Consider the following 25,620-nt stretch of genomic DNA (forward strand, 5'->3'; position numbering starts at 1 on the left):
CATGATGCGGGCGCCCCGCGCGGGTGACAAGGGAGCTACGGGGTCGCGGAGCCCTTCGCCGACGGGCCGGACGCCGGCTTCGCGCCCTTCTTCAGGAAGCCCATGTCCTCGTAGACCGGTGTACCGAGGCCGAAGGCGCCGATGTTGACCAGGTTCTTGCGGGCGGCGATGAGCTGGGGGCGCTGGAAGAGGGGGATCGAGCCGGCCGCGGCCCAGATGCGGGAGTCCGCCTTGCGGATCAGGGAGCGGGACTCGCCCTCGTCGAGGGTGGCCACGGCCTGGTCGAAGAGCTGGTCGACCTGGTCGGTGCCGACGCGGGTGTAGTTCTGCTCGACGTTCAGCGAACCGTCGGCGGCCGGGACGGGCTTGGCGTAGACGGGGCGGGCGTCGGTGGCGGGGAAGGCGGAGGCGGGCCAGGAGTACAGGGCGAGGTCGTACTGGCCGGAGGCGATGTGGTCCTTGAAGTAGGACTCGTCGGAGACCTTGGAGATCTCCGTGCCGATGCCGACGCGCTTCAGCATGCGGGCGACGCGGTCGGCCACCGTGCGCAGCGTCTGGGAGCCGGGCCCTGAGGGGAGCACGAAGCGGAGGGTGAGGGGCTTGCCGTTCTTGGCGAGCGGGGCGGACTCGCGGCCGGCCGGGGCGGCGGTGCCCATGGGGGCGTATGCGCCGGGGGCACCGCCCTGGTGGGGCTGCTTGTACTGCTTGCCGTCCTGGGCGAGGTGGGCCGGGTCGTTCTCGCGGTGCGCCTTGCCGTCCTGCTGGTCGTTGTCGTTCCGCTGGTCCTTCTTGTCCTGCTGGTCCTTGTCGTCCGAGCCGACGATGTATTCGCCGTCGTCGTTCCCGGAGTCGCCGTCGGAGGACTTGCCGGCCTTCTCGCCCTCGGCGCCGGCCGCCTTCTCGCCCTTCTTCTTCTCTTCCTTGATCGGGCCGCCCCGCACCCACCCGGCGTCCGCGAGCAGCGCCTGGGCCTCCTTGGTGTCCTGGCCGCCGAGGGCGCCGCTGTTGTCGGCGTAGGCGGCCTGCCCGGACAGGGCGAGGTGGCTGCCGACGGGGACGGCGGGCAGCCCGAGGGGCTTCAGCACCGCCTCGGCCAGTTCCTTGCGGTCCAGGGCGCGGGCGACGGCCCTGCGGACGCGCTCGTCGGCGAGCGGCCCCTCGGCCCCGTTCAGGGCGAGCTGGGTGAAGGCCGGCTCCAGGGACTTGCGCACCTCGAAGCCGCGCAGGGCCTGCTGTTGCCGGGCGTACTTGGCGGCGGCCTGGCTGCCCTGCGGCTTCTGGTCCGCCTCGGGGCCCATCACCGGGCTGCTGGAGCCCCGGGGGCGGGCGGCGACGGTGATGCGGCGGGCCTCGGAGGGGGCGATCTCGGCCAGGTCGAGGGTGCCGGCGGCCAGCTCCTTGGCCCGCTTCTCGCGCGGGACGGTGCGCAGCACGATCTCGGAGAGCTTGGCCGGCCGTCCCCACCAGCGCGGATTGCGGGTGAGGGTGATCTCCTCGTTCTTGCGGCTGAGCTTCTTCACCGTGAAGGGGCCCGCGGTGACCTTGAGCTTCTTGCGTGCCCCGTCGTTGAAGGAGTCCGGGGTGCCCATGACGTCCTTCGGGTACAGCGGCGAGAACAGGGAGCGCCAGTCGGCGTAGGTGCGGCTGAAGGTGACCCGGACCTCCAGGGCGTTGTCCCCGCGCTCGATCTTCTGGATGCGGTCGTAGCCGGCGTTGCGGGCGGTCCAGTAGGCGGTGTCCTTGCCGGACAGGGCGCGCCACTGGGCGGCGAAGTCGGCGGCGCCGATCTCCCGGCCGTCGCTCCAGACGGCCTGCTGGTCGAGCTTGTAGAGGACTACCTGCTTGGGCTCCGTCTCGACGACCTTGGCGGACTCCAGGTAGGCCGGGTTGCGCTCCGGGCGGCCGTCGGCGTTCATCCGGAACATCGAGGGCAGGACGGCCTGGGCCACGCGGGTGGTGGTGGCGTCGGCGTCCGACTGGAAGGTGTTCAGGGTGTCGGGCACGGAGTCGACGGCCCAGCGCAGGGTGCCGCCGTCGGTGATCCGGTCGCGGGGGGCGGGCTGGATGTCCTGCCCGGCGAGCGGCTTGCCCGCCGGGTCCTCGGAGCCGCATCCGGCGAGCGCGGGCACCGCGAGCACTCCCGCGGTGAGGAGGAAGGCGACCGAGCGCGAGACCGCACGCGGGCCGACGGCGTGCTGGGACATCTGTGCTACCTCCGGAAAGCCGCGGGCGTTATGATCACTTTTGGCGGTATTTGGATTTCATCTGATGTATGCGGCCCACTGAAGAGGAAAGGGTTCGGCAACACAGGGCGACACGGCGGTCACGGTCGGAGAGTCACCCGTGCGGAGCAATACACGGCAGAAGCGCACCCATGCGCCTCGGCCAATCGGTGCACATCCCTTCACAGCACAAGGTGTGACGCGCAACACTCGCAGGCGCATGAACGTTGCCGCCTTGGGCCTTGAAGGACCCGCGGAAGTGAGGGCAAGTCATGTCCGTTCACGACGAACTGACGTCAGTCCAGCGCAGCCTCGACGACCTGCTCCGGTCGGTGGGACGCCTGGAGAAGCAGCTCGGCACCGGCGGCCTGGAGATGCGCCGCGTCCGTGCCGACGCCAACCATCTGCGCGAGAGCGTCGCCCTGCTGCGCGACGCCGCCGCCTCCCCGGCAACGCCGAAGCGCCCCGAGCTCGTCACCATCTCGGACGCGCCGTACGACTCCGCCCTGTGGCGCGACTCGGACGACGAGGGGCTCGGCGCCCGGGACCGGCGCGCTCCCTGACCGGTCCGGAGTGGTACGACCGGCACCTCCCCCGAACCCGACCGGAGTCGTCACGTGGCCACTGGTACGGAACCTCCCGCCACCGAACCCCAACCCAGAAGCGGCGGCGTACGGGCGGGTACGCGCGCCGCTATCTCCGCCCCGCACCTGCGCACCGACCGCTGGTGGCTGGCCCCGGCCGGTACGGCCGCCGGCCTGCTGGCCTTCATCGTCTACTCGACCTGGCGGGCCTTCGCCGACGCGCACTACTACGCGGCGCCGTACGTCTCGCCCTTCTACTCCCCGTGCCTGGCGGAGCGCTGCGAGCCGATGAAGGCCGGCCCGAACTGGGAGATCTTCGGCAGCTGGTGGGGCATCTCGCCCGCCATCATCATCCTGATCTTCCCGCTCGGCTTCCGGCTGACCTGCTACTACTACCGCAAGGCCTACTACCGGGGCTTCTGGGCGTCCCCGCCGGCCTGCGCGGTGGCCGAGCCGCACAAGAAGTACACCGGTGAGACCCGCTTCCCGCTGGTGCTGCAGAACATCCACCGGTACTTCTTCTACGCCGCGCTCGTCGTCGCCGGGATCCTCACCTACGACACCGTGCTCGCCTTCCGCGACGAGAACTACGCGTGGGGCCACATGGGCCTCGGCACCCTGGTGTTCCTGGTCAACATCGTGCTGATCTGGGCGTACACGATCTCCTGCCACTCCTGCCGGCACATCGTCGGCGGCAAGCTCAAGCACTTCTCGAAGCATCCCGTGCGCTACCGGATGTGGCAGTGGGCCGGGAAGCTCAACGCCCGGCACATGCAGCTCGCCTGGGCCTCGCTGGTGAGCGTGGCGCTCGCCGACTTCTACGTCTATCTGGTCGCCTCCGGCGCCTTCGACGATCCGCGGTTCTTCTGATGAGGGGGGCGTTCTGATGTCCGTGGTCGACCGGCAGGAGTGGGACGTCGTCGTGGTGGGCGCGGGCGGGGCCGGACTGCGCGCCGCCATCGAGGCCCGCGAGCGGGGTGCCCGTACGGCCGTGATCTGCAAGTCGCTGTTCGGCAAGGCGCACACCGTGATGGCCGAGGGCGGTATCGCCGCGGCGATGGCCAACGTCAACACCGGCGACAACTGGCAGGTCCACTTCCGCGACACCATGCGCGGCGGCAAGTTCCTCAACCAGTGGCGGATGGCCGAGCTGCACGCGCAGGAGGCGCCGCAGCGGGTGTGGGAGCTGGAGACCTGGGGCGCGCTGTTCGACCGCACCAAGGACGGCCGGATCTCCCAGCGCAACTTCGGCGGCCACGAGTACCCGCGCCTCGCGCACGTCGGCGACCGCACGGGCCTGGAGCTGATCCGCACCCTCCAGCAGAAGATCGTCCAGCTCCAGCAGGAGGACTTCAAGGAGACCGGCGACTACGAGTCCCGGCTGAAGGTCTTCCAGGAGTGCACGGTCACGCGCGTCCTGAAGGAGGACGGCCGGGTCTCGGGCGTCTTCGCCTACGAGCGCGAGTCCGGCCGCTTCTTCGTCCTCGAGGCACCGGCCGTCGTGATCTCTACCGGCGGTATCGGCAAGTCCTTCAAGGTGACATCGAACTCCTGGGAGTACACCGGCGACGGCCACGCGCTGGCCCTCCTCGCGGGCGCTCCCCTGCTGAACATGGAGTTCGTGCAGTTCCACCCGACCGGCATGGTCTGGCCGCCGTCGGTGAAGGGCATCCTCGTCACCGAGTCGGTGCGCGGCGACGGCGGGGTGCTGCGCAACTCCGACGGCAAGCGGTTCATGTTCGACTACGTCCCCGATGTCTTCAAGGACAAGTACGCGGAGTCGGAGGCCGAGGGCGACCGCTGGTACGACGACCCGGACAACAACCGGCGTCCCCCCGAGCTGCTCCCCCGCGACGAGGTCGCCCGGGCGATCAACGCCGAGGTGAAGGAGGGGCGTGGCTCGCCGCACGGCGGCGTGTTCCTCGATGTGTCGACGCGGATGCCGGCCGAGGTCATCAAGCGCCGGCTGCCGTCGATGTACCACCAGTTCAAGGAGCTGGCGGACGTCGACATCACGGCGGAGGCGATGGAGGTCGGGCCCACCTGTCACTACGTGATGGGCGGGGTCGCGGTCGAGTCCGACACGGCGGCGGCCCGGGGGGTGCCGGGGCTGTTCGCGGCCGGTGAGGTGGCCGGCGGCATGCACGGCTCCAACCGGCTCGGCGGCAACTCGCTGTCCGACCTGCTGGTGTTCGGCCGCCGGGCGGGCTGGCACGCGGCCGAGTACACGGCGGGGCTGGCCGGTGCCCGCCCGCTGGTGGACGACGTCCAGGTCGACTCGGCGGCGGCCGAGGCCCTGCGGCCCTTCTCCGCCGAGGCGGAGAGCGAGGAGCCCTCGGGCGGCCCGCCGGAGAACCCGTACACCCTGCACCAGGAACTCCAGCAGACGATGAACGACCTGGTCGGCATCATCCGCCGCGAGCCGGAGATGAAGCAGGCCCTGGAGAAGCTGGCCGAGCTGCGGGTACGGGCGCGCCGGGCCGGGGTCGAGGGGCACCGGCAGTTCAACCCGGGCTGGCATCTCGCCCTGGACCTCAGGAACATGCTGCTGGTCAGCGAGTGTGTGGCGCGGGCCGCGCTGGAGCGCACCGAGTCGCGTGGCGGTCACACGCGTGAGGACCATCCGGGGATGGACCGCAAGTGGCGCCGTATCAACCTGCTGTGCGCGCTCGCCGACCCGACGGGCGGCCTGGCGGCGGATCCGGTCCGCGGCCAGATCACCCTCACCAGCGAGACCACCGAACCCGTCCGTGCGGACCTGCTCGCCCTGTTCGACAAGGAGGAGCTGGTGAAGTACCTGGCCGAAGAGGAGCTGTACGAGTGAGCGGCTACGAGGCCCGGTTCAAGGTGTGGCGGGGCGATACCGGGGGCGGCGGCCTGGAGGACTTCAAGGTCGAGGTCAACGAGGGCGAGGTCGTCCTCGACATCATCCACCGCCTCCAGGCCACGCAGGCCCCCGATCTCGCCGTGCGCTGGAACTGCAAGGCGGGCAAGTGCGGTTCCTGCTCGGCGGAGATCAACGGCAGGCCCCGGCTGATGTGCATGACCCGCATGTCGGTGTTCGAGCGGGAAGAGACGATCACGGTGACGCCACTGCGGGCGTTCCCGGTCGTCCGCGACCTGGTCACCGACGTCGGCTTCAACTACACCAAGGCCAGGGAGGTCCCGTCCTTCGTACCGCCGGCCGGGGTCGCGCCCGGCGAGTACCGCATGATGCAGGAGGACGTCGACCGCTCGCAGGAGTTCCGCAAGTGCATCGAGTGCTTCCTGTGCCAGGACACCTGCCATGTCGTCCGCGACCACGAGGAGAACAAACAGGCCTTCGCGGGCCCCCGCTTCCTGATGCGGGTGGCGGAACTCGACATGCACCCCCTCGACGCGGCCTCCGAATCCGGCCTGGACCGCAAGACCACCGCCCAGGACGAACACGGCCTGGGCTACTGCAACATCACCAAGTGCTGCACGGAGGTCTGCCCCGAGGGCATCAAGATCACGGACAACGCGCTGATCCCTCTGAAGGAACGGGCGGTGGACCGCAAGTACGACCCACTGGTGTGGCTGGGCTCGAAGATCAGGAGGCGCTCCTCAGCAGGCTGAGCGTCTCCCGGAGGTTGTGTTCGGCGATCTCCCGCATCCGCTCCGGGTGCGGGAAGTCCCCCTCGATGAGCGTCAGCGGGCCCGAGACGAGCCCGATGTGCATCGCCAGGCGGTACAGACGCAGACGGGCCTCGTCCAGGCCGGGGACCCGCAGGGCGTCGTAGTGAGGGCCGAAGCGGAGCCGGAGAAAGACGTGCTCGTGCTCCAGGTCGAAGTACATCAGGCCCTCGATGTCGATGAGCGCCGGTTGCCCGTCGGGCGTCAGCAGGACATGGTCCGGGCCGAGTTCGCCATGGATGAGGGTGTGCCGATCCCGGGGACGGACCTCGGCGGCCAGGGCGAGGACGGTCTCCTCCAGTTCCCGACGTACGGCGGCGACACGAGGCTCACGACGGGCCGCTTCCGCGATACAGCGCAGGGCGCCCTCGGTCACACGCTGCTCGCAGGAGGCGGGGCGGGAGGAGCCGCCGTTGTCGACGAGGGCGACCTTGCCGAGGCGGGGGCCGGTGCGGGCGTGCAAGGTGACAAGAAGCTCCGCCATCCGCTCCATGGCCCGCGGCGCCTGGTCCGGCTCACGGGCCAGGGCGTCCTCCAGGCTGCCGCCGGACATGTCCTCCACGACGGCCGCGTCGGCCGGGAGGTGCCTGTGCGTGGCGTCGGCGTACAGCAGGCGCGGCGTGCGGACGCCGACGGCGACGAGCCGGTCGTGGGCCGCCGTGAACAGGCCGAGGCCCGTGCCGTGGGAGAACGGGTCACGGGGATCGGACGGGCCGGCGTCCCAGAAGTCCTCGTCGGCGGACCAGACATAGGCGATGGCGGTGGAGCCGTCGTCGAGAGCCAGACGGTAGACGCCCTTCTTGGTGCCTCCGCGCAGGCGTTCCACGCCCGTCAGCGCCCAGCCCGGGCCCAGGGCTGCGCGGGCCAAGGGGGCGAGGTCGGTGCGGGTGAGGGTGCGTCGGGTCGCTGTCACCGCGCCGAGCGTACGGAGTCGGCTCGGCCTTCTTCCGGGATTTTCCGACCGCGGCCGGCGGCCCGGGAGGTGCGGTCAGCCGAGCCCTTGGGCCAGGTGCCGCACATGCACATGCCCCTCCAGCGGATAGTCCGGCGGCCACGGCGGGCGGATGCCCGTGAGGGGGTAGCCGCTCTTGTCCGCCACCCGGCACGACGCCGTGTTGTCGACCTGGTGCAGGAGTTCGAGGCGGGTCAGGCCGGTGGGGGCGAAGGTGGTGAAGGCCCAGTCGGTGAGGGTGTGCAGGGCGCGGGAGGCGATGCCGCGGCCGCGGGCGTGTGCGGCTGTCCAGTAGCCGACCTCGGCGGAGGCGGCGCCGGGGGCGATGTCCTTGAGGACGACGTGGCCGGCCGGCGGGCCGGGCGAGCCGGAGGGGTTGGCTTCCTCGACGGCGAACGCGTAGCGGTGGCCCTGTTCCCAGCCCTGCTGCTGCTCGCGCAGCCACTGGGCGGCGCTCGGCTCGTCGTCGACGGCGAAGGCCGTCCAGCGGCGCAGGGCGGCGTCGTCCCGGCGCCCCAGGGCGGCCAGCCCCGCGGCGTCCTCGGGGGTCCAGGGACGCAGGATCAGGGCGGGGGCCGTCGGTGTGGCCGCTCGCAGCCGTGTGGTGGGTATCGACATGGCGTGAGCGTACGGGCGCGGCGGGGCGTTCTCAGAACAGGCTCAGCAGCGCCTCCGCCGGATCCGTCAGGCGGGTTTCGCCGCCGGGCAGGGGGAGTTCGAACCAGACCGTCTTGCCCCGGGGGGTGCGGCGGGAGCCCCACGCGGCGCTGAGGAGGCCGACGAGTTGCAGGCCGCGGCCGCCCTCGTCGGTGTCGCGGGCCCGGCGGCGGCGGGGCTGGACCAGGCCGGAGTCCCAGACCTCGCAGACCAGGGTGCGGTCGAGCAGCAGCCGGAGGCGGATCTCGCCCTCGCCGTAGCGCAGGGCGTTGGTGACCAGCTCGCTGACCAGGAGCTCTGTGGTGTCGACCAGGGGTTCCATGTCCCAGCTCATCAGTTGGGCCCGCGCGTACTCCCGGGCCCGGCCCACACTGCGCGGCTCGCGCGGCAGGGTCCAGTCGCCCACGGATTCGTTCGGCAGGCCCTGTACACGTGCCATCAGCAACGCGATGTCGTCCTCGCCGTGGTGGGTGTCGAGGGTGTTGAGGACGTGGTCGCAGACGTCCTCCAGCGGCTGGGAGGAGTCGGACAGGGCACTGACGAAGGCCTGGAGGCCCTCGTCCAGGGGATGGTCGCGGCTTTCGACCAGTCCATCCGTGTAGAGCGCGAGCAGAGCGCCCTCGGGGAGTTCGACCTCGACCTCCTCGAAGGGCTCGCCGCCGACCCCGAGGGGCATGCCCGGCGGCACGTCGAGCATCAGGGCGGACTCGCCCGGCTCGACCAGGACGGGCGGCAGATGGCCCGCGTTGGCAAACGTGCAGCGCCGGGTGACGGAGTCGTAGACGGCGTAGACGCAGGTGGCGAGATACACCTCTGAGAGGTCCGCCTCACGCGGGCGGCGAGCTGCCCTGGTCGCCTGCTGGACGCCCCCGGGGGCGCCGAGGCCGCGGGCGATCTCGTCCAGCTGGGAGAGCACCTCGGCCGGTTCGAGGTCGAGCTGCGCCAGGGTCCGGACCGCCGTACGGAGTTCGCCCATGGCGACGGCGGCGCGCAGGCCGCGGCCCATGACGTCGCCGACGACGAGCGCGGTGCGGTGCCCGGGGAGTTCGATGACGTCGAACCAGTCGCCGCCGACCTCGCTGGGCCGGCCGGTGTTGGCGTTGCCGGGCAGATAGCGGCAGGCGATGTCGAGGCCGGAGGCCTCCGGGTCGCCGGGCGGGAGCAGGGACCGTTGCAGTATCAACGCGCGTTCGTGCTCGCGCCGGTAGAGCCGGGCGTTGTCGATGCAGACGGCCGCGCGCGCCGCCAGCTCCACGCCGAGGTCGCGGTCCCGGTCGCCGAACGGCTCGCTGCCCTTCGTACGGGCGAACTGCACGAGCCCGACGACGGTGTCGTGGGCGACCATCGGCACGGCGAGCGTGGACTGCACGAGCCCCCCGTCCTCGCCGGGGACGAACTGGGGACGGGCCGTGCGCAGGGCGTCCGCGCAGGGCGAGTTGAACGGGTAGTGGTGGACGGCGCCGACCGAGACGGGCACACCGCTGCCGGCGAACGGCTCGTCGGAGACGGCACTGGCGAAGGCCACCCGGCGCAGCTCGGCGCTGCCGTCGGCGAGCCCGGGCGGGGTCTCGTCGCCGACCAGCAGCCCCTGGTAGAGGTCGACGGTGGCCAGGTCGCAGAAGCCGGGCACGACCACGTCGAGAAGCTGCCTGGCCGTGGTCTCCAGGTCGAGGGAGTTGCCGATGCGGGCGCCGGCCTCGTTCAGCAGAGCCAGATTGCGCCGGGCGGCGGCGGCCTCGCGGGCGGCCTCCCGGCGCGAGGTGATGTCGGTTCCGAGCCAGGCGATCCCGATGGGCCGGCCCGAACCGCTGTGCACGCGATAGAGGTTGACGGACCAGTGGCGGCGCTCGTCGGAGCCCGGCACGAAGCCCGTGACGTGCATGTCCGTGATGGAGTTGCCCGTCTCCAGTACGCGGCGCAGCGTGGCGGCGACCCGGTCTCCCTCACCGCGCTGGAGGAAGTCGTGGACGTCCTTGCCCCGGTGGTCGTCGGGTGTGCCGCCGAAGACGGAAGCGAACCGATGGTTGACACGGCGGACCCGCAGATCGGGGTCGATCAGCACGAAACCGAACGGGGATTGACCGAAAATGGCCTGCGAGGCGGCGAGGTCAGTCTCGATGCTGCGCAGGGTGCGGACGTCGACGACGATGCATACGGCGGCCTTCTCGCCGTCCTCGGTGCGCGTCGGCATGACGTACACCTCGGCGAGTCCCTCGTGCCCGCATTCGCCGCCCTCGGCGTCCTTGGGCATCCGGAAGGGCACCACGCCGGTCCACTCGCGGCCGTCGAGGATCTCGGCCATCTTGCGCATGCCGCGCTCGTGATGGCGCGGGTCGATGAACGCCTCGATCGGGTCCATGCCGACGGCGCGTGCGGCGGGGATGCCGAAGAGGTGCTCGGCGCGCAGGCTCCACTGATCGACCAGACCGTCGGGGCCGATCGAGAAGGACGCGACCTTGATGTAGTCGTAGATGGATCCCGGGGGACTGCTCTGCCACATGGCGTCCCCGGTCTGGACCCCGTCGGCCGCCAGCGCACCTCCCACCGCGGAGGCCAGGCCGTCCGCGGCCCTGGCCCTCGCGCCGTCCGACGGGTCCTCGGACTCCGTGGCCTTCGCTGGTATCTCGCTCACGCGAACCGTCCCCTCCAGCTCACCGCGTCCGGCACCGGTCACCGGGGGCGGCTGCCCGCAGTATCCAGCACTACGGTGCCGCACAACACGGTGTTCACGATCACAGCACGGTCCCGATGGTTTTCGGTCCGGACCGTGACAACACTTCCAGTCTTCTAACCAGGGGACACGTCGTCGAATCACGTCTGCCGACAACCGCCACTGGCCTGAACCAATCGCTCGACAGTGACAGGGCGTACGTACACCGATTTTTCACCCCGGCACGGTGAGTTCGAACCACACCGTCTTGCCCGCGGCGCCGGGCCGGGTGCCCCAGCGGCGGCAGGAGGAGGCGACCAGTTGCAGTCCGCGGCCGCTCTCGTCGTCGAGCCGGGGGGCGCGCTCGCGGGGCGGGTCCGGGAGCGGGTCGGAGACCTCGACCCGCAGGACGCCGTCCAGGTCGGACGGGCGGACCAGGCGGACCCCGATGGGCCCGGTGGCGTGCCGCAGGGCGTTGGTGACCAACTCGCTGACCAGCAGCACCGCGAGGTCGGACAGGCTGTCGAGTTCCCAGCCGCGGAGTTGGCCGCGGACGGCCTGGCGGGCGGTGCGCACGGCGCCCGGTTCGGCGGGAAAGGTCCACTCGGCGCGGTCACCTTCGGTGTCGATCACGCCGATCACTTCCCAGGCAAGAGGCCCGCCCATGTCCGGTTTCATGGGGTTAATGAGCACATACCCGATATCCGGGGCGGAGTATCGTGCGGGCGGCGCACAGTGGCACGAAATGCACAGGGGGCGCCCGTACGGCAATGCCCCGACCCCGCACGCCCCCGGTTCGCCTCAGGCGCCGGGCACTTCCTCCGCGCCGGGGCGGGAAGAACCGGGGCCGGAAGAGGTCAGGCCGCCCGCGGCTCCGAGGTGCGCCAGAGTCTGCCGTACGGCCGGGACATCCTGATCCAGCCAGTGCACGTCCCAGATCTCACCCGGGCCGAGCCAGCGCAGTTCGTCGTGGTCCTCGAGGGGCTCGGGCGCGGCGGAGCCGGGTCGCAGCCGGGCGGTCCACACGTGCAGGACGTAGGGCGACTTCAGGGGCCACTCCCCCGGGACGCGACCGCCGGCCTCGGCGTCGACGCCGAGTTCCTCGCGCAGTTCCCGTACCAGCGCCGCGTCAGCGCTCTCCCCGGGCTCGACCTTGCCGCCGGGCAACTCCCAGCGCCCGGCCAGCTCCACGGGCGCGCTGCGCCGGGCCGCCAGCAGCCGCCCGTCGTCGACCAGCGCGGCACCCACGACGACGATCCGCTCACTCATGCGGGGAGCCTACGGGAGTACGGCCGGACGGCGACGTCGGCTCCGGCTCCTCACGCGGGCACCGGGTGACTCAGCCGTGCGTCACGCACCCGCCCCGTTCTGCCCCAGCCGCTCGACCCAGTAGAGCTGCTTGTGACCGCGGCCGTCGAGGCTGTCCGCGATCTTCTGGGCCTCGGTCCTGGTCGCGTACCGGCCCACCCGGTAGCGGTTGCCGTTGTCGTCCTCTCGTATCACGAGCCAGGGAAGAGTGATCGTGCTGTCGTTCATCGCGCCCCTCCACTTCCCACCCGCGGCCTGTGCCGCGCCCCTCCCGCTAAGGAAACCGCAATGCGCATATGCCCGAGCCTACGCCTAACCTTCACGGAGCGAATACGGGTTTTCACAAAGAGGTACGCAACCAGCCAGAACGCAGGGGGCGCGCGATGATGAACGCGCCGTCTGAGTGCCTCATCGCACCTGGGCGCGGGCATACGGGAGGCACCGCCGGCGGCCCGTATGCACTACTGCCGACCTGCGGAGACGACGACCGGTCAGGGGATACGGACCGCCCCGTTCGACGACGGCCGCCTCGGCGATCGCGTGAGCGGGGCGCGCAAGGAGCGCGCCCCGGGACGGATGTGAGCGTTCGCTACTTGACCGGAAGGTGGTAGGCGACTCGGTACCGATCGGCCGGAATCACCACATCGGCCGTCTCGACCGGGCGGCCGGAGGCGTAGAACGTGCGGTGGACGACCACCACCACATGGCCGGGGACGCCGCCCAGGACGAGCAGTTCCTCGGCGAGCCCCGGACGGGCGCCGACCTCCTCGGTGACGTTGTCCACGATCACCTCGATCGCGCGCATGCGCTCCACGACGCCCATGCCGCCGAGCGGCCCCTCCTCCGGCAGCATCACCGGCGTACGGCCCGTCACGGCGAGCGGCTCCCAGGATGTGGAGAGCATCATCGCCTCGCCGCCCTCGCGGAAGAGGTACTTCGTGCACATCACCCGGTCGCCCGGCTCGATGTCCAGCCGCTCGGCGACCGCGACACTGGCCTCGGACTGCTCGCTGCTCGACTCCCAGGTGCCGCGCCCCTCACCGTCGGCCTGCTCCTGGCGGAACGGCGTGGCCCCGCCGGGCGGGCGGTAGCCGGAGCGGGAGACGCGCCGGGGGACGGGCCGCTCGCGCACATAGGTCCCCGAGCCGGAGCGGCCCTCGACCAGCCCCTCCGCCATGAGCACCTTGCGGGCCTCCAGGGCGACGGTGTCCGAGACGCCGTACTCCTGGCGGATTCTGGCCTGGGAGGGGAGGCGGGTGTGCGGTGGCAGCTGACCGTCGACGATCTTCTGGCGGAGATCACCCGCGACGCGCAGGTACGCCGGCTGCTCACCGAATGTCACTGGCCGCTCCCATCAGGTTGTACAGACAGCAACAGCCTGGCAACCGTAGGTTGTGCGATGCAAGCAAAGGCCAGAGAATCACTCGATGTGATGACATGGTGGCCCTGGGGGCTTTACGCAGGCACTTTCTCCCCGCTATAGCCGCCGTCACACCTCGAGTTCGGAGTTCCCGCTCTCACTGTCGTCGAACGACGGCGGCGTGGAGTCCAGCCCGAGGGCCTTGCGCGCCGTGACGGTCTCCGGGCCGTCGACGTACACGTACGCCTTCTCGTAGTGCGTGAAGTAGGTGTCCACGTCACCGGCTTCGCTCGCCTTCGACCACTCCTCGCGGGCGTCCTCCATCTCCTCGACCAGGTCGGCGACGGGCTTGCGGGCAGCCGACGGCCAGGTGTGGCCGCGCAGGGCCTCGGTCTGTTCGCCGAGCACGTCGCGCACCTGCGCGGCCCAGGCCCGGGCTCCGGCGAGGTCGTCATCCGGGGACTCCTCCGGCTCCTCGTACAGCGCCGCGTCGACGGCGTTGGCCGTGGACAGGAAGACGACCTGGTCGGTGGCGAGCGTGGTGAAGTCCTCGCGCAGGGAGCCGGTCAGCTCGGCCTTCGCGTCGGTCTTGCCGAAGACGCAGATGATCGAGCGGTCACCGAAGCGCCAGGTCTCCCGGGACGGCATGAGGTAGTACACGTCGACGTCGGCCGGCATCGCCCAGGTGTCCATGGCGTACTGCGACTCGAGCGGGTAGCACCGCTCGTCGGCGATGTCGCCGATCCTGGCGTCGCCCGGGAAGGCACCGCCCGGCAGCGTGACGACCCCGAACACCTCGCCGTCGTGCCCGCCTTCGCAGGGGACCGGGTCGACGTCGTAGGTGTCGCCTTCCAGGCCGTCGGGCGCGTCGAAGCAGTCGCCCGTGCGCAGGGACAGGCTCTCGTTGCCCCGCGCGCCGTCCTCGATCTTCGCCCAGACCTCGGACGCGGCGCCCGTGGCCAGCACCACTCCCCACAGCACGGCTCCGACGGTCGACAGCGCCACCCCGGCGATCGCCAGGCCCCGTCCGCTCTGCCCGGACCGCCGGATCTGCCACAGCGCGACCAGCCCGAGGACGAGCCCCACCGCGGGCAGGAAGCAGAGCACGCCGAGCACGAGAGCGGCCACGGCGAGCGCGTTGACGGAGACCGGGGTGCCGTACGGACGCCGCGGGGGCGGCCAGTTGGCAGGAGGACGGCCGTACGGGTCCTGGGGCTGCGGGTTCCCAGGGGGCGGGGGTATGGACACGGGTAGGGGGCTCCTGGCTGAGGCGGTGGGCGGGGGTCTGTCGTACGGCTGGGCGCATCGTAAGGGGGCAAGGCGGGGCGGGACGGCTGCATTTCGGCGCGGAGGGGCTGCAACACGCCTGCGGCCGGTCGGTTCAGGGCACCGGTTCGGCCCGCGCTGTCCCGGTCAGCGGGCCGTGGCTCTCCGGCCCGTCGGACGGCGCCCACCCCACGGGGAACACGGCCCGTACGGTGAAGCCGCCGTCCGTACCGGGCCCCGCGTGGAACTCGCCGGACAGGAGGTGCGCGCGTTCCCGCAGGCCCACCAGGCCGTGGCCGCCCCCGGGGAGTGCCGGTCGGGAGGTGTCGCGGGCGGGTGGGGGCGTGTTGTGCACCTCGATGTGCAGACCGGCCGCGAAGTGGACGCGGACGCGCGCACGGGCGCCCGGGGCGTGCTTGCGGATGTTGGTCAGGGCCTCCTGGACGGTGCGGTACGCGGCGCGTTCGACCGCTTCGGGCACCGGGGCAGGGCATGCCGGTAGGTCGAGGTCCACCGGGAGGCCGCTGTCGCGGACCAGGTCCGGGATGTCGGCCAGTCCGGCCCGGGGGGCGGCCCCCGCGTCCGTGCCTCCCGCGGTGCGCAACACCCCCACCAGGTGCCGCAGTTCGGTGAGGGTCTGCGCGGACAGTTCGTGGATCGACCGGGCGGTCGTGCGTACGTCCGTGTCCCCGGGCCGGCTCACTTGCAGCGCTCCGGCCTGCAGACTGATCAGGCTCACCTTGTGCGCGACCACGTCGTGCATCTCCCGGGCCAGCCGGTTGCGTTCGGTGGCCAGCACCCGCTCGGTCAGGACCTGGTTCTCCCAGGCGCGCCGGGCCGTCGCCTCCCGCAGGCGCTCCTGCCGTGACCGTACGGAGCGGCCCAGTACGACGATGCCCGCCGCCAGTCCGCAGCAGTCCAGGGCCAGCAGCGCGGTCTCCCGGTCGAGCACGAGGGAGGAGACACCGGCCGCCGGGTGGGGCAGGAACCACGCCACCGCGACCGCTGCCGCACCCGTCGCGGCGACCAGGAGACGGTCGCGCCGTACGGCGACGCAGTACAGCGCGATCAGCGGGGCGAAGGCGATGTGCCCGAGGTACAGCCCCGGCAGTCCGGCGAGCACGGCCACCTCCGGAGCCCGTCGCCGCAGCAGCAGCGCAGCGGCCGCGACGAGGGCCAGCCATGTGCCGTGACCGGCGGTCAGGCCGTTGACCACCATCCCGTCCACGAGGGCGACCAGGACCGGGAGGGCGCGGGAGGCGATGCGGCGTACGGCACCGGCACGGGCACGGGCACGGGCTCGGGTGGTCGGAGGGCCGCTCACCCCCGTCCCACCCCGCCCTCGACCAGATCCGCCCGGTCGGCGACCACCGCCGCCTGGACCCGGTTGAGGCCGCCGAGTTTCGCGAGTACCGCGCTGACATGGTCCTTGACCGTGCCGTGCGCCAGGTGGAGCCGGCCCGCGATGGCACGGTTGCTGAGCCCCGCTCCCACCAGCGCGAGCACCTCGCGCTCCCGGCAGGTGAGCGCCCGCACCCGCCGTACGGCCTCCTCGTCACGGCCGGACAGCAGATAGCCGTCGATCACCTGCCCCACGGCCTCGGGCGCCAGCACCCTGCGACCGGCGGCCAACGCCCGTACCGCTTCGATCAGTTGCTCCGGAGCGGTGTTCTTCAGCAGGAACCCGGCGGCGCCCAGCCGCAACGCCTCGTCGACGTGCTCACGGGCGTCGAAGGTGGTCAGCATCGCCACCGCCGGGGGCTTCGGCAGGCAGGCGACCCGGCGCAGTACGGACGGCCCGTCCAGGACCGGCATCCGGATGTCGAGCAGCAGGACGTCCACCCGCCCGCTGCGCACGGTCTCCACGGCGCTCGCTCCCCCGCAGTCGGCGACCACGGTGATGTCCTCCGCCGAACCGAGGATCACCCGCAGCCCGGCACGCACCAGAGGCTCGTCGTCCACCACCGCGACCCGTATCACGCCCGCATCCCCCACCCCGTCGCTCTCAACGCTCGTTACGACGGCCCACCCCCGCGAGACGTTGCGCGGCCGCCGTGTGCCACCTGACACACACGGCCGCGCGCCCCCCGCCGGTCGGCGGGGTCGGTTCCCGTCCTCGGGCGGATGTCCCCGGTGGGTGCCCCGCTGTCACGATCCGTCAGGTCGCCGATTCACCACCTGCCCGTCGTACGGGCCTTCAGCAAGGACGCACATGCACCACACCCAGGACCGCCCCGCCCGACGCCGACGCCTCCACGCCCGCATCCTGGTGGCCGGCTGCACCGCCGGAGCGGTGCTGCTGACCGCCGCGGGCGCGCACGCGGAGACCGGCGGCGCCGAGGCCCGGACGTCACTGGCCGTGCAGGCGGCCGAGACGGTCGAGCGCGTCACGGGCACCTCCGACCTCGTTCCCGGCACGCCGCTCGGCGGCGGCGCCACCCGCGCGGAGGTGACCACCGAGACGTCCGCGGCCCGCATCACCGCGCCCGCGACCGCAGACGGAGCCGTGGAGTTCGCCTACGGCACGGACGTGCTGCGCCTCACCCTGCCCGGCAGCGCCGCCTCGCAGGCCACCGCGGGCGCCAACGGCACCGTCGTCTACCCGGGCGCGGGCGAGGACATCGACCTGGCCGTGCAGCCCAACCGCGACGGTGTGCGCACCCTCGTCACGCTCAAGGACGCGGACGCCCCGACCGAGTACCGCTTCCCGCTCGGCCTGCCCGCGGACGCGGCCACCGAGGTCCTCGAGGACGGTTCCATCCTGGTCAGCCGCGGTGAGGAGTACCTCGGTACGTTCGACGCGCCCTGGGCGAAGGACGCGCGCGGCGAGGCCGTACCCACCGAGTACCGCGTCGAGGGCGGTGCCCTGATCCAGACCGTGCGGCCCGGGCCCGGCACGGCCTTCCCGGTGGTGGCGGACCCGGCGTGGTTCATCCCGATCGCGATCGTCGCCGGGCGGCTGCTGCTCACCCAGGGCGTCAAGAGCATCTCCCGGCACGCGGCCCAGCGCATGGCCCAGCGCGGCATCAGCCAGGAGATGGTCGCGCGTACGGTGAAGACCGGCAAGAAGACCAAGGGCAAGTCGCCGGGCACGTGGAAGTACACCACCGGCAAGGTCTGGGTCGTCGTCAACAAGGCCGGGAACGTCGTGTCCGTCGGCCGCAACTGAGCCCGTTCCCGAGAGGCGAACCATGCACATCGAGTACGACCGCGAGAACGACACCGCCTATGTGTCGCTCGTCGCGCACATCGCGGACGGCGCCGCCGTCCGGCAGATCCCCGTCACCGGGATCGGGGCGGACGCCGAGGTGTTCCTCGACGTGGACGCGTCGGGCCGGCTGCTCGGCATCGAGGTCATCGGCGCCGAGGCCGCCCTGCCGGCGGAGGCGCTGGAGCAGTCCACCTCGACCCGCTGACGAGCCGACCGAGTGCGGGACAAGGGCCCTGTGCGTGCAGGGCCCTTGTGCAATTCCTGTGGAGGCCTCAATCTTTCGGCTGACGCACAGGAGTCACCCTTTGTCTGACATGACCATGACTCCAGGCTTCCGGGTGGCTCCGACGGGCGTGCACCACACCCCACAGCGCACCACCGATGAGGAGGATCCCTCAGATGGCAGTGATGCGTACTCCCCGCACCCCGCACGGATCCACCCGGCGAAGACTGGCCGCGCTCGGCGCGACGGCCACCGCGGCGCTCGTCGCGAGCCTCGTCTCCGCCCTCCCCGCCGGCGCGGCCCCGGTCGCCGACGGGGGACGCGTCCAGTACGAGGGCGCCGCGAACGCCGTCGCCGGCAGCTACATCGTCACCCTGAAGACCGAGAAGGCCGGTTCCGCCGAGGGCCGCGCCCTCGCCCACAAGCACGGCGCCGAGATCGAGCGGACGTACACCAAGGCCCTGAACGGCTACGCCGTCGAGGCGTCCGCGTCCGAGGCGAAACGTCTCGCCGCCGATCCGGCCATCGCCTCCGTCGTCCAGGACAGGATCTACAGCGTCACCGGGACGCAGCCCAGCCCGCCCTCCTGGGGCCTGGACCGCATCGACCAGAAGAACCTGCCGCTGAACAGCTCCTACACCTACCCGGATTCGGCCGGGCAGGGCGTCACGGCGTACGTCATCGACACCGGTGTCCGCATCACCCACGGCGACTTCGGCGGACGCGCCTCCTACGGCTACGACGCCGTCGACAACGACAACACCGCCCAGGACGGCCACGGTCACGGTACGCACGTCGCCGGCACCGTCGCCGGGAGCGCCTACGGCGTCGCCAAGCAGGCCAAGGTCGTCGGGGTCCGCGTGCTGAACAACTCCGGCCAGGGCACCACCGCCCAGGTCGTCGCGGGCATCGACTGGGTGGCGCGGAACGCGGTCAAGCCGGCCGTCGCGAACATGTCCCTGGGCGGTCCGGCCGACACGGCCATCGACACCGCCGTACGCAACGCCATCACCTCCGGCGTCACCTTCGTGGTCGCGGCCGGGAACGAGTCCACCAACGCCTCCACCCGGTCCCCGGCGCGTGTCACCGAGGCCGTCACGGTCGGCGCCACGACGTCGAGCGACGCGAAGGCGAGCTACTCCAACTACGGTGCGGTGCTGGACCTGTTCGCGCCCGGCTCGTCCATCACCTCGGCCTGGAACTCCGGCGACTCGGCGACCAACACCATCTCCGGTACGTCGATGGCGAGCCCGCACGTCGCCGGGGCCGCCGCCCTCCACCTGGCCGCCAACCCCACGGCCACTCCCGCGCAGGTCTCCGCCGCGCTGACGGCCGCCGCCACCACCGGCGTCGTCACCAGCCCCGGCAGCGGCTCCCCCAACCGGCTCCTCTACGTGGGCGGCGGTACGACCACCCCGCCCGGCCCGCGCTTCGAGAACACCGCCGACCAGGCCATCGCCGACAACTCCACCGCCGAGTCCCCGGTGACCGTCTCCGGCGTCTCCGGCAACGCGCCCTCGGCCCTGGCCGTCGAGGTCCACATCGTCCACACCTACATCGGCGATCTCCAGGTCCAGCTGATCGCCCCCGACGGCACGGCGTACACCCTGAAGTCGTACGGCACCGGCGGCAGTGCCGACAACATCGACACCACGTACTCCGTGAACGCCTCGGCCGAGACCGCCAACGGCACGTGGACCCTCCGGGTGAGCGACAACGCCCGTCTGGACACCGGGCGGATCGATGCCTGGGCGCTGCAGTTCTGAGCCCCGTGTGTGAAGGTCCGTCGGCTCATTGACCGGTCCGGGACGCCGAACTCGGCGAGCAGCGTGTGCGCGGGCTGCTCTACGGCGTCCCGGATCGGCCGTACGCCGCGCCGACCGTGCGAGAGTCCGTCGTACTCAGCCTTGCCGCCGGTCGGAGCCGACAGCCGGATCACCGGCGAACAGCGCCTCCTCGGTGGCGGCCCACGCGGCGAGCAACTGGAGTGCCTCGTGGTCGGCGGAACCGGGTGCGGCGCTGTAGGCGGTGAGGGTCAGGCCGGGCTGGGCGGGCAGTTCCATGGCATCGAAGTCGAGGGTGAGGACACCGACCTCGGGGTGGCGGAAGGACTTGCGGCCGGTGTGGTGCAGACGCACGTTGTGCCTGGCCCAGGCGGTGCGGAACTCCTCGCTGCGGGTGACGAGCTCGCCGATCAGACCGGTCAGCCCGGTGTCGTGAGGGGCGCGTCCGGCCTCGGTCCGCAGCAGGGAGACGGTGGTGTTCAAGGACTCCTCCCAGTCGGGAAGGAAGTCACGGCCACGGGCGTCGAGGAACTGGAACCGCGCGATGTTGGCCGTCCGGGTGGTGCGGTCGGGGAACAGCGGGGAGTACAGGGCGCGGCCGAGGTGGTTGGTCGCGAGGATGTCCAGACGGCCGTTGCGGATGAAGGCCGGGGAGTCGGTCATCGAGCGCAGGACGCGTAGGACGCTGTCCGGCAGGGGGCCGCGGGCACGTCTGGCACGGCGGGCAGGGCGCTTGGCGGCGGCACGGGCCAGGTCGAACAGATGCGCGCGCTCGGCGTCGTCGAGCTGGAGAGCGTTCGCCACGGCGTCCAGGACCTCCTCGGAGGCACCGCCGAGGTGACCGCGTTCGAGGCGGACGTAGTAGTCGATGCTGACCCCGGCGAGCAGCGCGACCTCTTCCCGGCGCAGGCCCGGCACGCGCCGATTCCCACCGTAGGCGGGCAGCCCCGCCTGCTGCGGCGTGATCCTGGCCCGGCGGGATGCCAGGAACTCGCGGGCGTCGCTCTCGGTACTCACACGTTCCAGGCTAGGCCGGACGCCCCACGGGTGGGGGGCCCTGTCAGTACCTGTAACAGCGGTCCCTTCTCCACCGCTCCGGACTGCGTTCTCCTCGATATCGGCAGCGGGCCGGAGCCCGCACAGTCCGTCTTGATCGAGGAGTCGTTCACATGCCGAAGCAGTCCGCACCCCGGGAGCTGGCCGACATCGCGCCGAAGCTCGTCGAGGTCACCGACGAGGTCCTGTTCGCCGACGTCTGGGAACGCCCCGGACTGTCCCCGCGCGACCGCAGCCTGGTGACCGTGAGCGTGCTGGCCGCCCTGTACCGCGGCGAGCAGCTCGGCTACCACCTCGGTGTGGCCCTGGACAACGGCCTGAGCACCGAGGAGCTGTCCGAGGCGATCACGCACCTGGCCTTCTACGCGGGCTGGCCCAACGCGATGACGGCGATCACCAGGCTCAAGCAGATCACCGACGCGCGAGACGCCTGACGAGTCACCTGCCAAGACGTCTGACGAGACGCTTGACGAGCCGCCTGACGAGACGCTGACGAGTCACTGACGAGTCACTGACGAGTCACTGACGACAGGAGAGACCCCATGGAACACATCACCGACACCCCCACCCTCAAGGCCCCGGCCGAGCGCTTCACCGGCGATGTCTACCTCAACATGATCGAGACCCCGACGGAACCGGCCCACCTGGCCGCCGCCCTGGTCCGCTTCACCCCCGGCGCCCGCACCCACTGGCACTCCCACGCCCTCGGCCAGGTCCTGCACATCACCGACGGCATCGGCCTCGTCGGCACCCGGGACGGCGACGTCATCCGTGTCCGCGCCGGCGAGACCGTCAAGTGCCCCCCGAACGAGGAACACTGGCACGGCGCCACCGACATCAACCTGCTGGCCCACATCGCCATCGTCACCGGCGACCCGACCGGCGACGGCACGACCTGGCTGGAGCGGGTGACGGACGAGGAGTACGCGACGGCCCTGGGAAAATGAGGCGCGGCCGCAGTACCCGCTGTGCCAGGCTGGCGGATCGCCCGGACCGGTTCACGCACAGGAGCACGCGATGACGACACCGCCCCGCCTGGCTCCGTTGCTGGACCAGTTCGACTTCGCACGCGAGCGTCTCGTCGGGCGCATGGCAGGGCCCGTCATGGACAGCGGCGACGGGACGGACACCAAGGTCGACGCCATGACCGACGAGGAATACCTCTGGGAACCGGTGCCCGACTGCTGGTCGGTGCGGCGGCGTGTGGACGGGCCCGGGCCGCGCGCGACTCTCCTGGCCGGTACCGGCGACTGGGGCCGCGACGCCGCCTCCTATCCGCACCCCTGGCCCCCGCCCTTCACCACCATCGCCTGGCGCCTGAGCCACCTCAGCGAGATGCTGACCCTGCGCGCCGACCACACCGCCGGCACCCACACCCTGACCCGCGACGACCACCCCGTCGCCGGAGACACCGCAGCGGCGCTCACCGCCTTCGCCGCCGGCGCCGAGGCCTGGCGAAAGGCCCTGCTGAACGCGGACGACACGGCCCTCGACACCACCGGGTACTGCACCTACCCCCACGGCAGCGACCCGGAAGAGCCGTTCCTCGACATCATCTGGTGGGTCAACCAGGAACTGCTCCACCACGGCGCCGAAATCGCCCTGCTGCGCGACCTCTACCGCGCCCGACATCGCTGACTCGTCCTGCCATGGCGGGACGGCTGCTCACGAGCCGTACGATTCTCCCGCCACCTGCCACTCACAGCGGCCAGGCGGTCAGCAAGTCGTCAGGACCGTAGGCGGCATCGAGCCCCGAGCAGTCGACTCCGCTGCGCGAGACCGCCACGACGGGAACAGGTTCGCCGGTGAGGGCGGCCCGGTGTCGATGGAGAGCGGCCAGGTCGTGCCGGTCGAAGGGCGAATGCTCCAGCCACTTGATGGAGCCGACGAAGAGCAGTTCCTTGGCGATGGGAGCGCGGTCCGCCCCGACGATATCGATCTCGACGTCGTTGGTACGGGTCCAGTAGCCGCCCACTGCGGGGGCCGCGGGCAGCCTGTCATCGGGCAGAATCCGCGCCAGGGCCTCGCGGACAAGGGGCTCGACGGCTCGGCCGCGCCAACTGGTCCAGTTCTCCCGGATGCGCGCCAGGGTCAGGTCGCCCCGCCCCCGCTCGATCTCCTCGATGGCCGGGCCGAGCAGGTGCAGCCAGAACCGCAGGTAGGGATCTGCCACCCGGTAGCGGCGGTCCTTCGACGGACGCAGCGATACGGGCAGCTCCGCGGCCACGATCCGCTTGTCCGTAAGCAGCTCCAGCGCCCGCTGCAGGGGCGTGGCCCCGATTCCGCCGGCTGCACGGGCGATGTTGGTGAAGGTCCGCTCACCACTGCCGATGGCCGCCAGCACCGTACGCGCCTGAGCCTGTGGAGGGAATTCGGCAGCCAGCGAGCGCTCGGCCGACACCAGCAGGGCCGAGACGGGGTCGGTCAACGCCTCACCGAGGAAGTCCCACAGGCCTGCTCCTCTCGGCCACTCCGCGCAGATCAGCGGCAGCCCGCCGGTGACCAGTGCGGCGTCGAAGGCCGCCGCCGGATCCAGCCCGAGCATCCGCCCCACCTCGGCAGGGTTCAGCGGTCCCAGCACCATTTCCCGGCCGCGCTGGTGAAAGGGGCGTCCGTAGCTGTTCAGTGCCTCCATCATCGACAGATCGGAGCCGATGAGGACCAGCAGCACGGGCTTGCTCTCCAGCACCCGGTCCCAGGCCCGTTGCAACATCCCCTCGAAGGCGCCGTCGGCGTCCATCAGGTACGGCACTTCGTCGATGACCAGCACACTCGCCCGGTCGGCGGGCAGCGCCGCGGCCAGCACGTCGAACGCGGCGTCCCAGCTCTCCGGCCGTGCGGCGGTCACGAGCCGTGCCATCGGCAGCGTCGACACCTCGGCGTCCCGGACGAGCCGTGCCAGATCATCCCTCGGGGTCGCACCTGTCGCCGCGTAGAACAAGAACGGAGCCCCGGAACGCTCCGCGAACCGCTCGACCAGCCGCGACTTGCCCACCCGGCGCCGCCCACGCAGCATCACGCACCGACCGGGCCGCTCCCCGCCCATCCCTGCCGCCACCTTCTGCAGCTCTCGCTCCAGTGCGGCCAGCTCCTGCCGACGACCCACAAAGTCCACCACGCGGCCGACCTCCACGCATGATACTAACGGCGACGTTACTAACATAGACATTAGTAGACTCCCTCGCCAGCCGCTCGGTTCGTCATCGGTCTTCGTGTCGCCCAGTGACTCTGCGGCCTCGCACCGGCTGCGCTCGGCAACCGTGTGGCTGTGGGGCTTCATGCGCATGGTCACAGTCGGGCTCCCTGCTGTCCGCGCGGGAGGAGGACGTTCGACCGGCGCCCTGGCCGTACGGAAAATGACAAGGGGTCCGACCTCGAAGGCCAGACCCCTTGTGAATGCACGTCTCACCAGGTCAGCGACGTGGTGGCATGTCAGCCGCTACACGTTGAAGCGGAACTCCACGACATCCCCGTCCTGCATCACATACTCCTTGCCCTCCATGCGGGCCTTGCCCTTCGCGCGGGCTTCCGCCACCGAGCCTGTCTCCATCAGGTCGTCGAAGGAGATGACCTCCGCCTTGATGAAGCCCTTCTGGAAGTCGGTGTGGATGACGCCGGCCGCCTCAGGGGCCGTGGCGCCCTTCTTGATGGTCCAGGCGCGGGATTCCTTGGGGCCGGCCGTGAGGTAGGTCTGGAGGCCGAGGGTGTTGAAGCCGACGTGGGCGAGGGTGGCGAGGCCGGGCTCTTCCTGGCCGACGGACTGGAGGAGTTCGAGGGCCTCGTCCTCGTCGAGTTCGGCGAGGTCCGCCTCCAGCTTGGCGTTGAGGAAGATCGCCTCGGCGGGGGCGACCAGGGCCCGCTGCTCGTTCTTGAAGTCCTCGTCGACCAGCTCGTCCTCGTCGACGTTGAAGACGTAGAGGAACGGCTTGGTGGTGAGCAGGTGCAGGTCGTGCAGCAGCTCGTTGCGCTCGCTGCCCTGGACGATCCCGTGGGCGAAGAGGGTGTCGCCCTTCTCCAGGATCTCCTTGGCCTCCTCGACGGCCTTGACCTTCGGGGCGATGTCCTTCTTGATGCGCGACTCCTTCTGGAGGCGCGGGAGGACCTTCTCGATCGTCTGGAGGTCCGCCAGGATCAGCTCGGTGTTGATCGTCTCGATGTCGTCCTTGGGCGAGACCTTGCCGTCCACGTGCACGACATTCTCGTCCGCGAAGGCACGGATGACCTGGCAGATCGCGTCCGACTCACGGATGTTCGCCAGGAACTTGTTGCCCAGGCCCTCACCTTCTGAGGCGCCGCGGACGATGCCCGCGATGTCGACGAAGTCGACCGTGGCCGGGAGGACCTTCTCCGACTTGAAGATCTCGGCCAGCTTGCCGAGCCGGGGGTCGGGGACGCCGACGACGCCCACATTCGGCTCGATGGTGGCGAACGGGTAGTTGGCCGCCAGCACGTCGTTCTTGGTCAGGGCGTTGAACAGGGTCGACTTGCCGACATTCGGCAGACCGACGATTCCGATCGTGAGCGACACGTTGCGACTTCCCGTGAGTGGAGAGGGCCAGGGGGCCAGGGGACCGGCCGATCCACCAGTCTACGGCGTACCCGCAAGCGGCCCGGCGGGCTGTCGAACGCTTGGCCAAGCCGGGGTCCACGGCGTGTCTGGTGGGCGATTCGGCACATTAAACGACCTACGTTG

General features: G+C 71.1%; 23 protein-coding genes and 1 pseudogene. 10 read left to right on the top strand and 14 right to left on the bottom strand.

Features of this window, described 5'->3' with window-relative positions; translation table 11 throughout:
* Window positions 1–35 precede the first annotated feature (35 nt).
* Window positions 36–2,204: an ABC transporter family substrate-binding protein gene (locus tag KJK29_RS12055; protein WP_215118770.1), complete on the bottom strand. Its 2,169-nt coding sequence runs from the start codon at window positions 2,202–2,204 to the stop codon at window positions 36–38.
* A gap of 290 nt (window positions 2,205–2,494) precedes the next feature.
* Between KJK29_RS12055 and KJK29_RS12060 the strand changes: the two genes are divergently transcribed.
* Genes KJK29_RS12060 through KJK29_RS12075 form a run of 4 tightly spaced genes read left to right on the top strand, consistent with a single transcriptional unit; the run spans window position 2,495 to window position 6,403 of the window.
* Window positions 2,495–2,785 carry a hypothetical protein gene (locus tag KJK29_RS12060; RefSeq protein ID WP_215118771.1) on the top strand — a complete coding sequence of 97 codons (291 nt, stop codon included), beginning with the start codon at window positions 2,495–2,497 and terminating at the stop codon, window positions 2,783–2,785.
* A gap of 54 nt (window positions 2,786–2,839) precedes the next feature.
* Complete coding sequence (locus tag KJK29_RS12065; protein WP_215118772.1) at window positions 2,840–3,676, top strand: hypothetical protein; 837 nt, start codon at window positions 2,840–2,842, stop codon at window positions 3,674–3,676.
* Between the two features lie 16 nt (window positions 3,677–3,692).
* Complete coding sequence (locus KJK29_RS12070) at window positions 3,693–5,630, top strand: fumarate reductase/succinate dehydrogenase flavoprotein subunit (RefSeq protein WP_215118776.1); 1,938 nt, start codon at window positions 3,693–3,695, stop codon at window positions 5,628–5,630.
* Entirely contained in the window at window positions 5,627–6,403 is a 777-nt protein-coding gene (locus tag KJK29_RS12075) for a succinate dehydrogenase/fumarate reductase iron-sulfur subunit (RefSeq protein WP_215118778.1), read from the top strand. The genes KJK29_RS12070 and KJK29_RS12075 overlap by 4 nt, the downstream gene beginning before the upstream one ends.
* Here the strand turns inward: KJK29_RS12075 and KJK29_RS12080 are convergent.
* The 10 genes and pseudogenes from KJK29_RS12080 to KJK29_RS12125 all read right to left on the bottom strand — a co-directional run bounded on the left by KJK29_RS12080 (window position 6,378) and on the right by KJK29_RS12125 (window position 16,633).
* The gene (locus KJK29_RS12080; protein WP_215118780.1) at window positions 6,378–7,373 is read right to left on the bottom strand and encodes a phosphotransferase family protein; all 996 of its coding nucleotides are present in this window, start codon (window positions 7,371–7,373) and stop codon (window positions 6,378–6,380) included. The genes KJK29_RS12075 and KJK29_RS12080 overlap by 26 nt on opposite strands.
* Before the next feature lie 75 nt (window positions 7,374–7,448).
* The gene (locus KJK29_RS12085; RefSeq protein WP_215118781.1) at window positions 7,449–8,030 is read right to left on the bottom strand and encodes a GNAT family N-acetyltransferase; all 582 of its coding nucleotides are present in this window, start codon (window positions 8,028–8,030) and stop codon (window positions 7,449–7,451) included.
* Between the two features lie 31 nt (window positions 8,031–8,061).
* Window positions 8,062–10,701, bottom strand: coding sequence for a SpoIIE family protein phosphatase (locus KJK29_RS12090; RefSeq protein WP_251057765.1), 2,640 nt, complete (start codon window positions 10,699–10,701; stop codon window positions 8,062–8,064).
* Window positions 10,702–10,953: 252 nt separating this feature from the next.
* Window positions 10,954–11,397 carry an ATP-binding protein gene (locus KJK29_RS12095; RefSeq protein ID WP_215118785.1) on the bottom strand — a complete coding sequence of 148 codons (444 nt, stop codon included), beginning with the start codon at window positions 11,395–11,397 and terminating at the stop codon, window positions 10,954–10,956.
* 123 nt (window positions 11,398–11,520) lie between these two features.
* Entirely contained in the window at window positions 11,521–11,988 is a 468-nt protein-coding gene (locus tag KJK29_RS12100; RefSeq protein ID WP_215118787.1) for a (deoxy)nucleoside triphosphate pyrophosphohydrolase, read from the bottom strand.
* Between the two features lie 81 nt (window positions 11,989–12,069).
* Window positions 12,070–12,303: pseudogene (locus tag KJK29_RS12105) on the bottom strand (SPOR domain-containing protein); the annotation flags it as partial.
* A gap of 313 nt (window positions 12,304–12,616) precedes the next feature.
* Window positions 12,617–13,369 carry a GntR family transcriptional regulator gene (locus KJK29_RS12110; RefSeq protein ID WP_215118791.1) on the bottom strand — a complete coding sequence of 251 codons (753 nt, stop codon included), beginning with the start codon at window positions 13,367–13,369 and terminating at the stop codon, window positions 12,617–12,619.
* 147 nt (window positions 13,370–13,516) lie between these two features.
* The gene (locus KJK29_RS12115; RefSeq protein ID WP_215118792.1) at window positions 13,517–14,635 is read right to left on the bottom strand and encodes a DUF4190 domain-containing protein; all 1,119 of its coding nucleotides are present in this window, start codon (window positions 14,633–14,635) and stop codon (window positions 13,517–13,519) included.
* A gap of 133 nt (window positions 14,636–14,768) precedes the next feature.
* On the bottom strand, window positions 14,769–15,977 hold the full coding sequence (locus tag KJK29_RS12120; protein ID WP_251057766.1) for a sensor histidine kinase: 1,209 nt from the start codon (window positions 15,975–15,977) through the stop codon (window positions 14,769–14,771).
* Window positions 15,974–16,633 (bottom strand): response regulator, encoded by a 660-nt coding sequence (locus KJK29_RS12125; RefSeq protein WP_215118793.1) that lies wholly within the window; start codon window positions 16,631–16,633, stop codon window positions 15,974–15,976. Before KJK29_RS12125 ends, KJK29_RS12120 begins: the two co-directional genes overlap by 4 nt.
* A 232-nt stretch (window positions 16,634–16,865) precedes the next feature.
* Between KJK29_RS12125 and KJK29_RS12130 the strand changes: the two genes are divergently transcribed.
* From KJK29_RS12130 to KJK29_RS12140, 3 genes are all read left to right on the top strand, one after another.
* Window positions 16,866–17,822, top strand: a complete 957-nt coding sequence (locus KJK29_RS12130; protein ID WP_215118794.1) for a DUF4258 domain-containing protein — start codon at window positions 16,866–16,868, stop codon at window positions 17,820–17,822.
* A gap of 22 nt (window positions 17,823–17,844) precedes the next feature.
* Window positions 17,845–18,069: a DUF2283 domain-containing protein gene (locus KJK29_RS12135; protein ID WP_215118795.1), complete on the top strand. Its 225-nt coding sequence runs from the start codon at window positions 17,845–17,847 to the stop codon at window positions 18,067–18,069.
* A gap of 194 nt (window positions 18,070–18,263) precedes the next feature.
* Window positions 18,264–19,853: a S8 family peptidase gene (locus tag KJK29_RS12140; RefSeq protein ID WP_215118796.1), complete on the top strand. Its 1,590-nt coding sequence runs from the start codon at window positions 18,264–18,266 to the stop codon at window positions 19,851–19,853.
* Window positions 19,854–19,988: 135 nt separating this feature from the next.
* Here KJK29_RS12140 and KJK29_RS12145 read toward each other — a convergent pair whose 3' ends face one another.
* The gene (locus KJK29_RS12145) at window positions 19,989–20,888 is read right to left on the bottom strand and encodes a helix-turn-helix transcriptional regulator (protein WP_215118797.1); all 900 of its coding nucleotides are present in this window, start codon (window positions 20,886–20,888) and stop codon (window positions 19,989–19,991) included.
* Window positions 20,889–21,040: 152 nt separating this feature from the next.
* Here KJK29_RS12145 and KJK29_RS12150 point away from each other — a divergent pair, with 152 nt between their 5' ends.
* From KJK29_RS12150 to KJK29_RS12160, 3 genes are all read left to right on the top strand, one after another.
* Complete coding sequence (locus KJK29_RS12150; RefSeq protein ID WP_215118799.1) at window positions 21,041–21,361, top strand: carboxymuconolactone decarboxylase family protein; 321 nt, start codon at window positions 21,041–21,043, stop codon at window positions 21,359–21,361.
* A gap of 108 nt (window positions 21,362–21,469) precedes the next feature.
* Window positions 21,470–21,874 (top strand): (R)-mandelonitrile lyase, encoded by a 405-nt coding sequence (locus KJK29_RS12155; RefSeq protein ID WP_215118801.1) that lies wholly within the window; start codon window positions 21,470–21,472, stop codon window positions 21,872–21,874.
* Window positions 21,875–21,944: 70 nt separating this feature from the next.
* On the top strand, window positions 21,945–22,565 hold the full coding sequence (locus KJK29_RS12160; protein ID WP_215118803.1) for a DinB family protein: 621 nt from the start codon (window positions 21,945–21,947) through the stop codon (window positions 22,563–22,565).
* Between the two features lie 61 nt (window positions 22,566–22,626).
* Here the strand turns inward: KJK29_RS12160 and KJK29_RS12165 are convergent, their stop codons facing one another.
* Entirely contained in the window at window positions 22,627–24,045 is a 1,419-nt protein-coding gene (locus KJK29_RS12165; protein WP_215124241.1) for an ATP-binding protein, read from the bottom strand.
* Between the two features lie 321 nt (window positions 24,046–24,366).
* Window positions 24,367–25,455: a redox-regulated ATPase YchF gene (gene ychF / locus KJK29_RS12170; RefSeq protein ID WP_215118806.1), complete on the bottom strand. Its 1,089-nt coding sequence runs from the start codon at window positions 25,453–25,455 to the stop codon at window positions 24,367–24,369.
* Window positions 25,456–25,620: the final 165 nt, after the last annotated feature.

Origin of the sequence: Streptomyces koelreuteriae (genome assembly GCF_018604545.1) — a bacterium.
GTDB classification, from domain to species: Bacteria; Actinomycetota; Actinomycetes; order Streptomycetales; family Streptomycetaceae; genus Streptomyces; species Streptomyces koelreuteriae.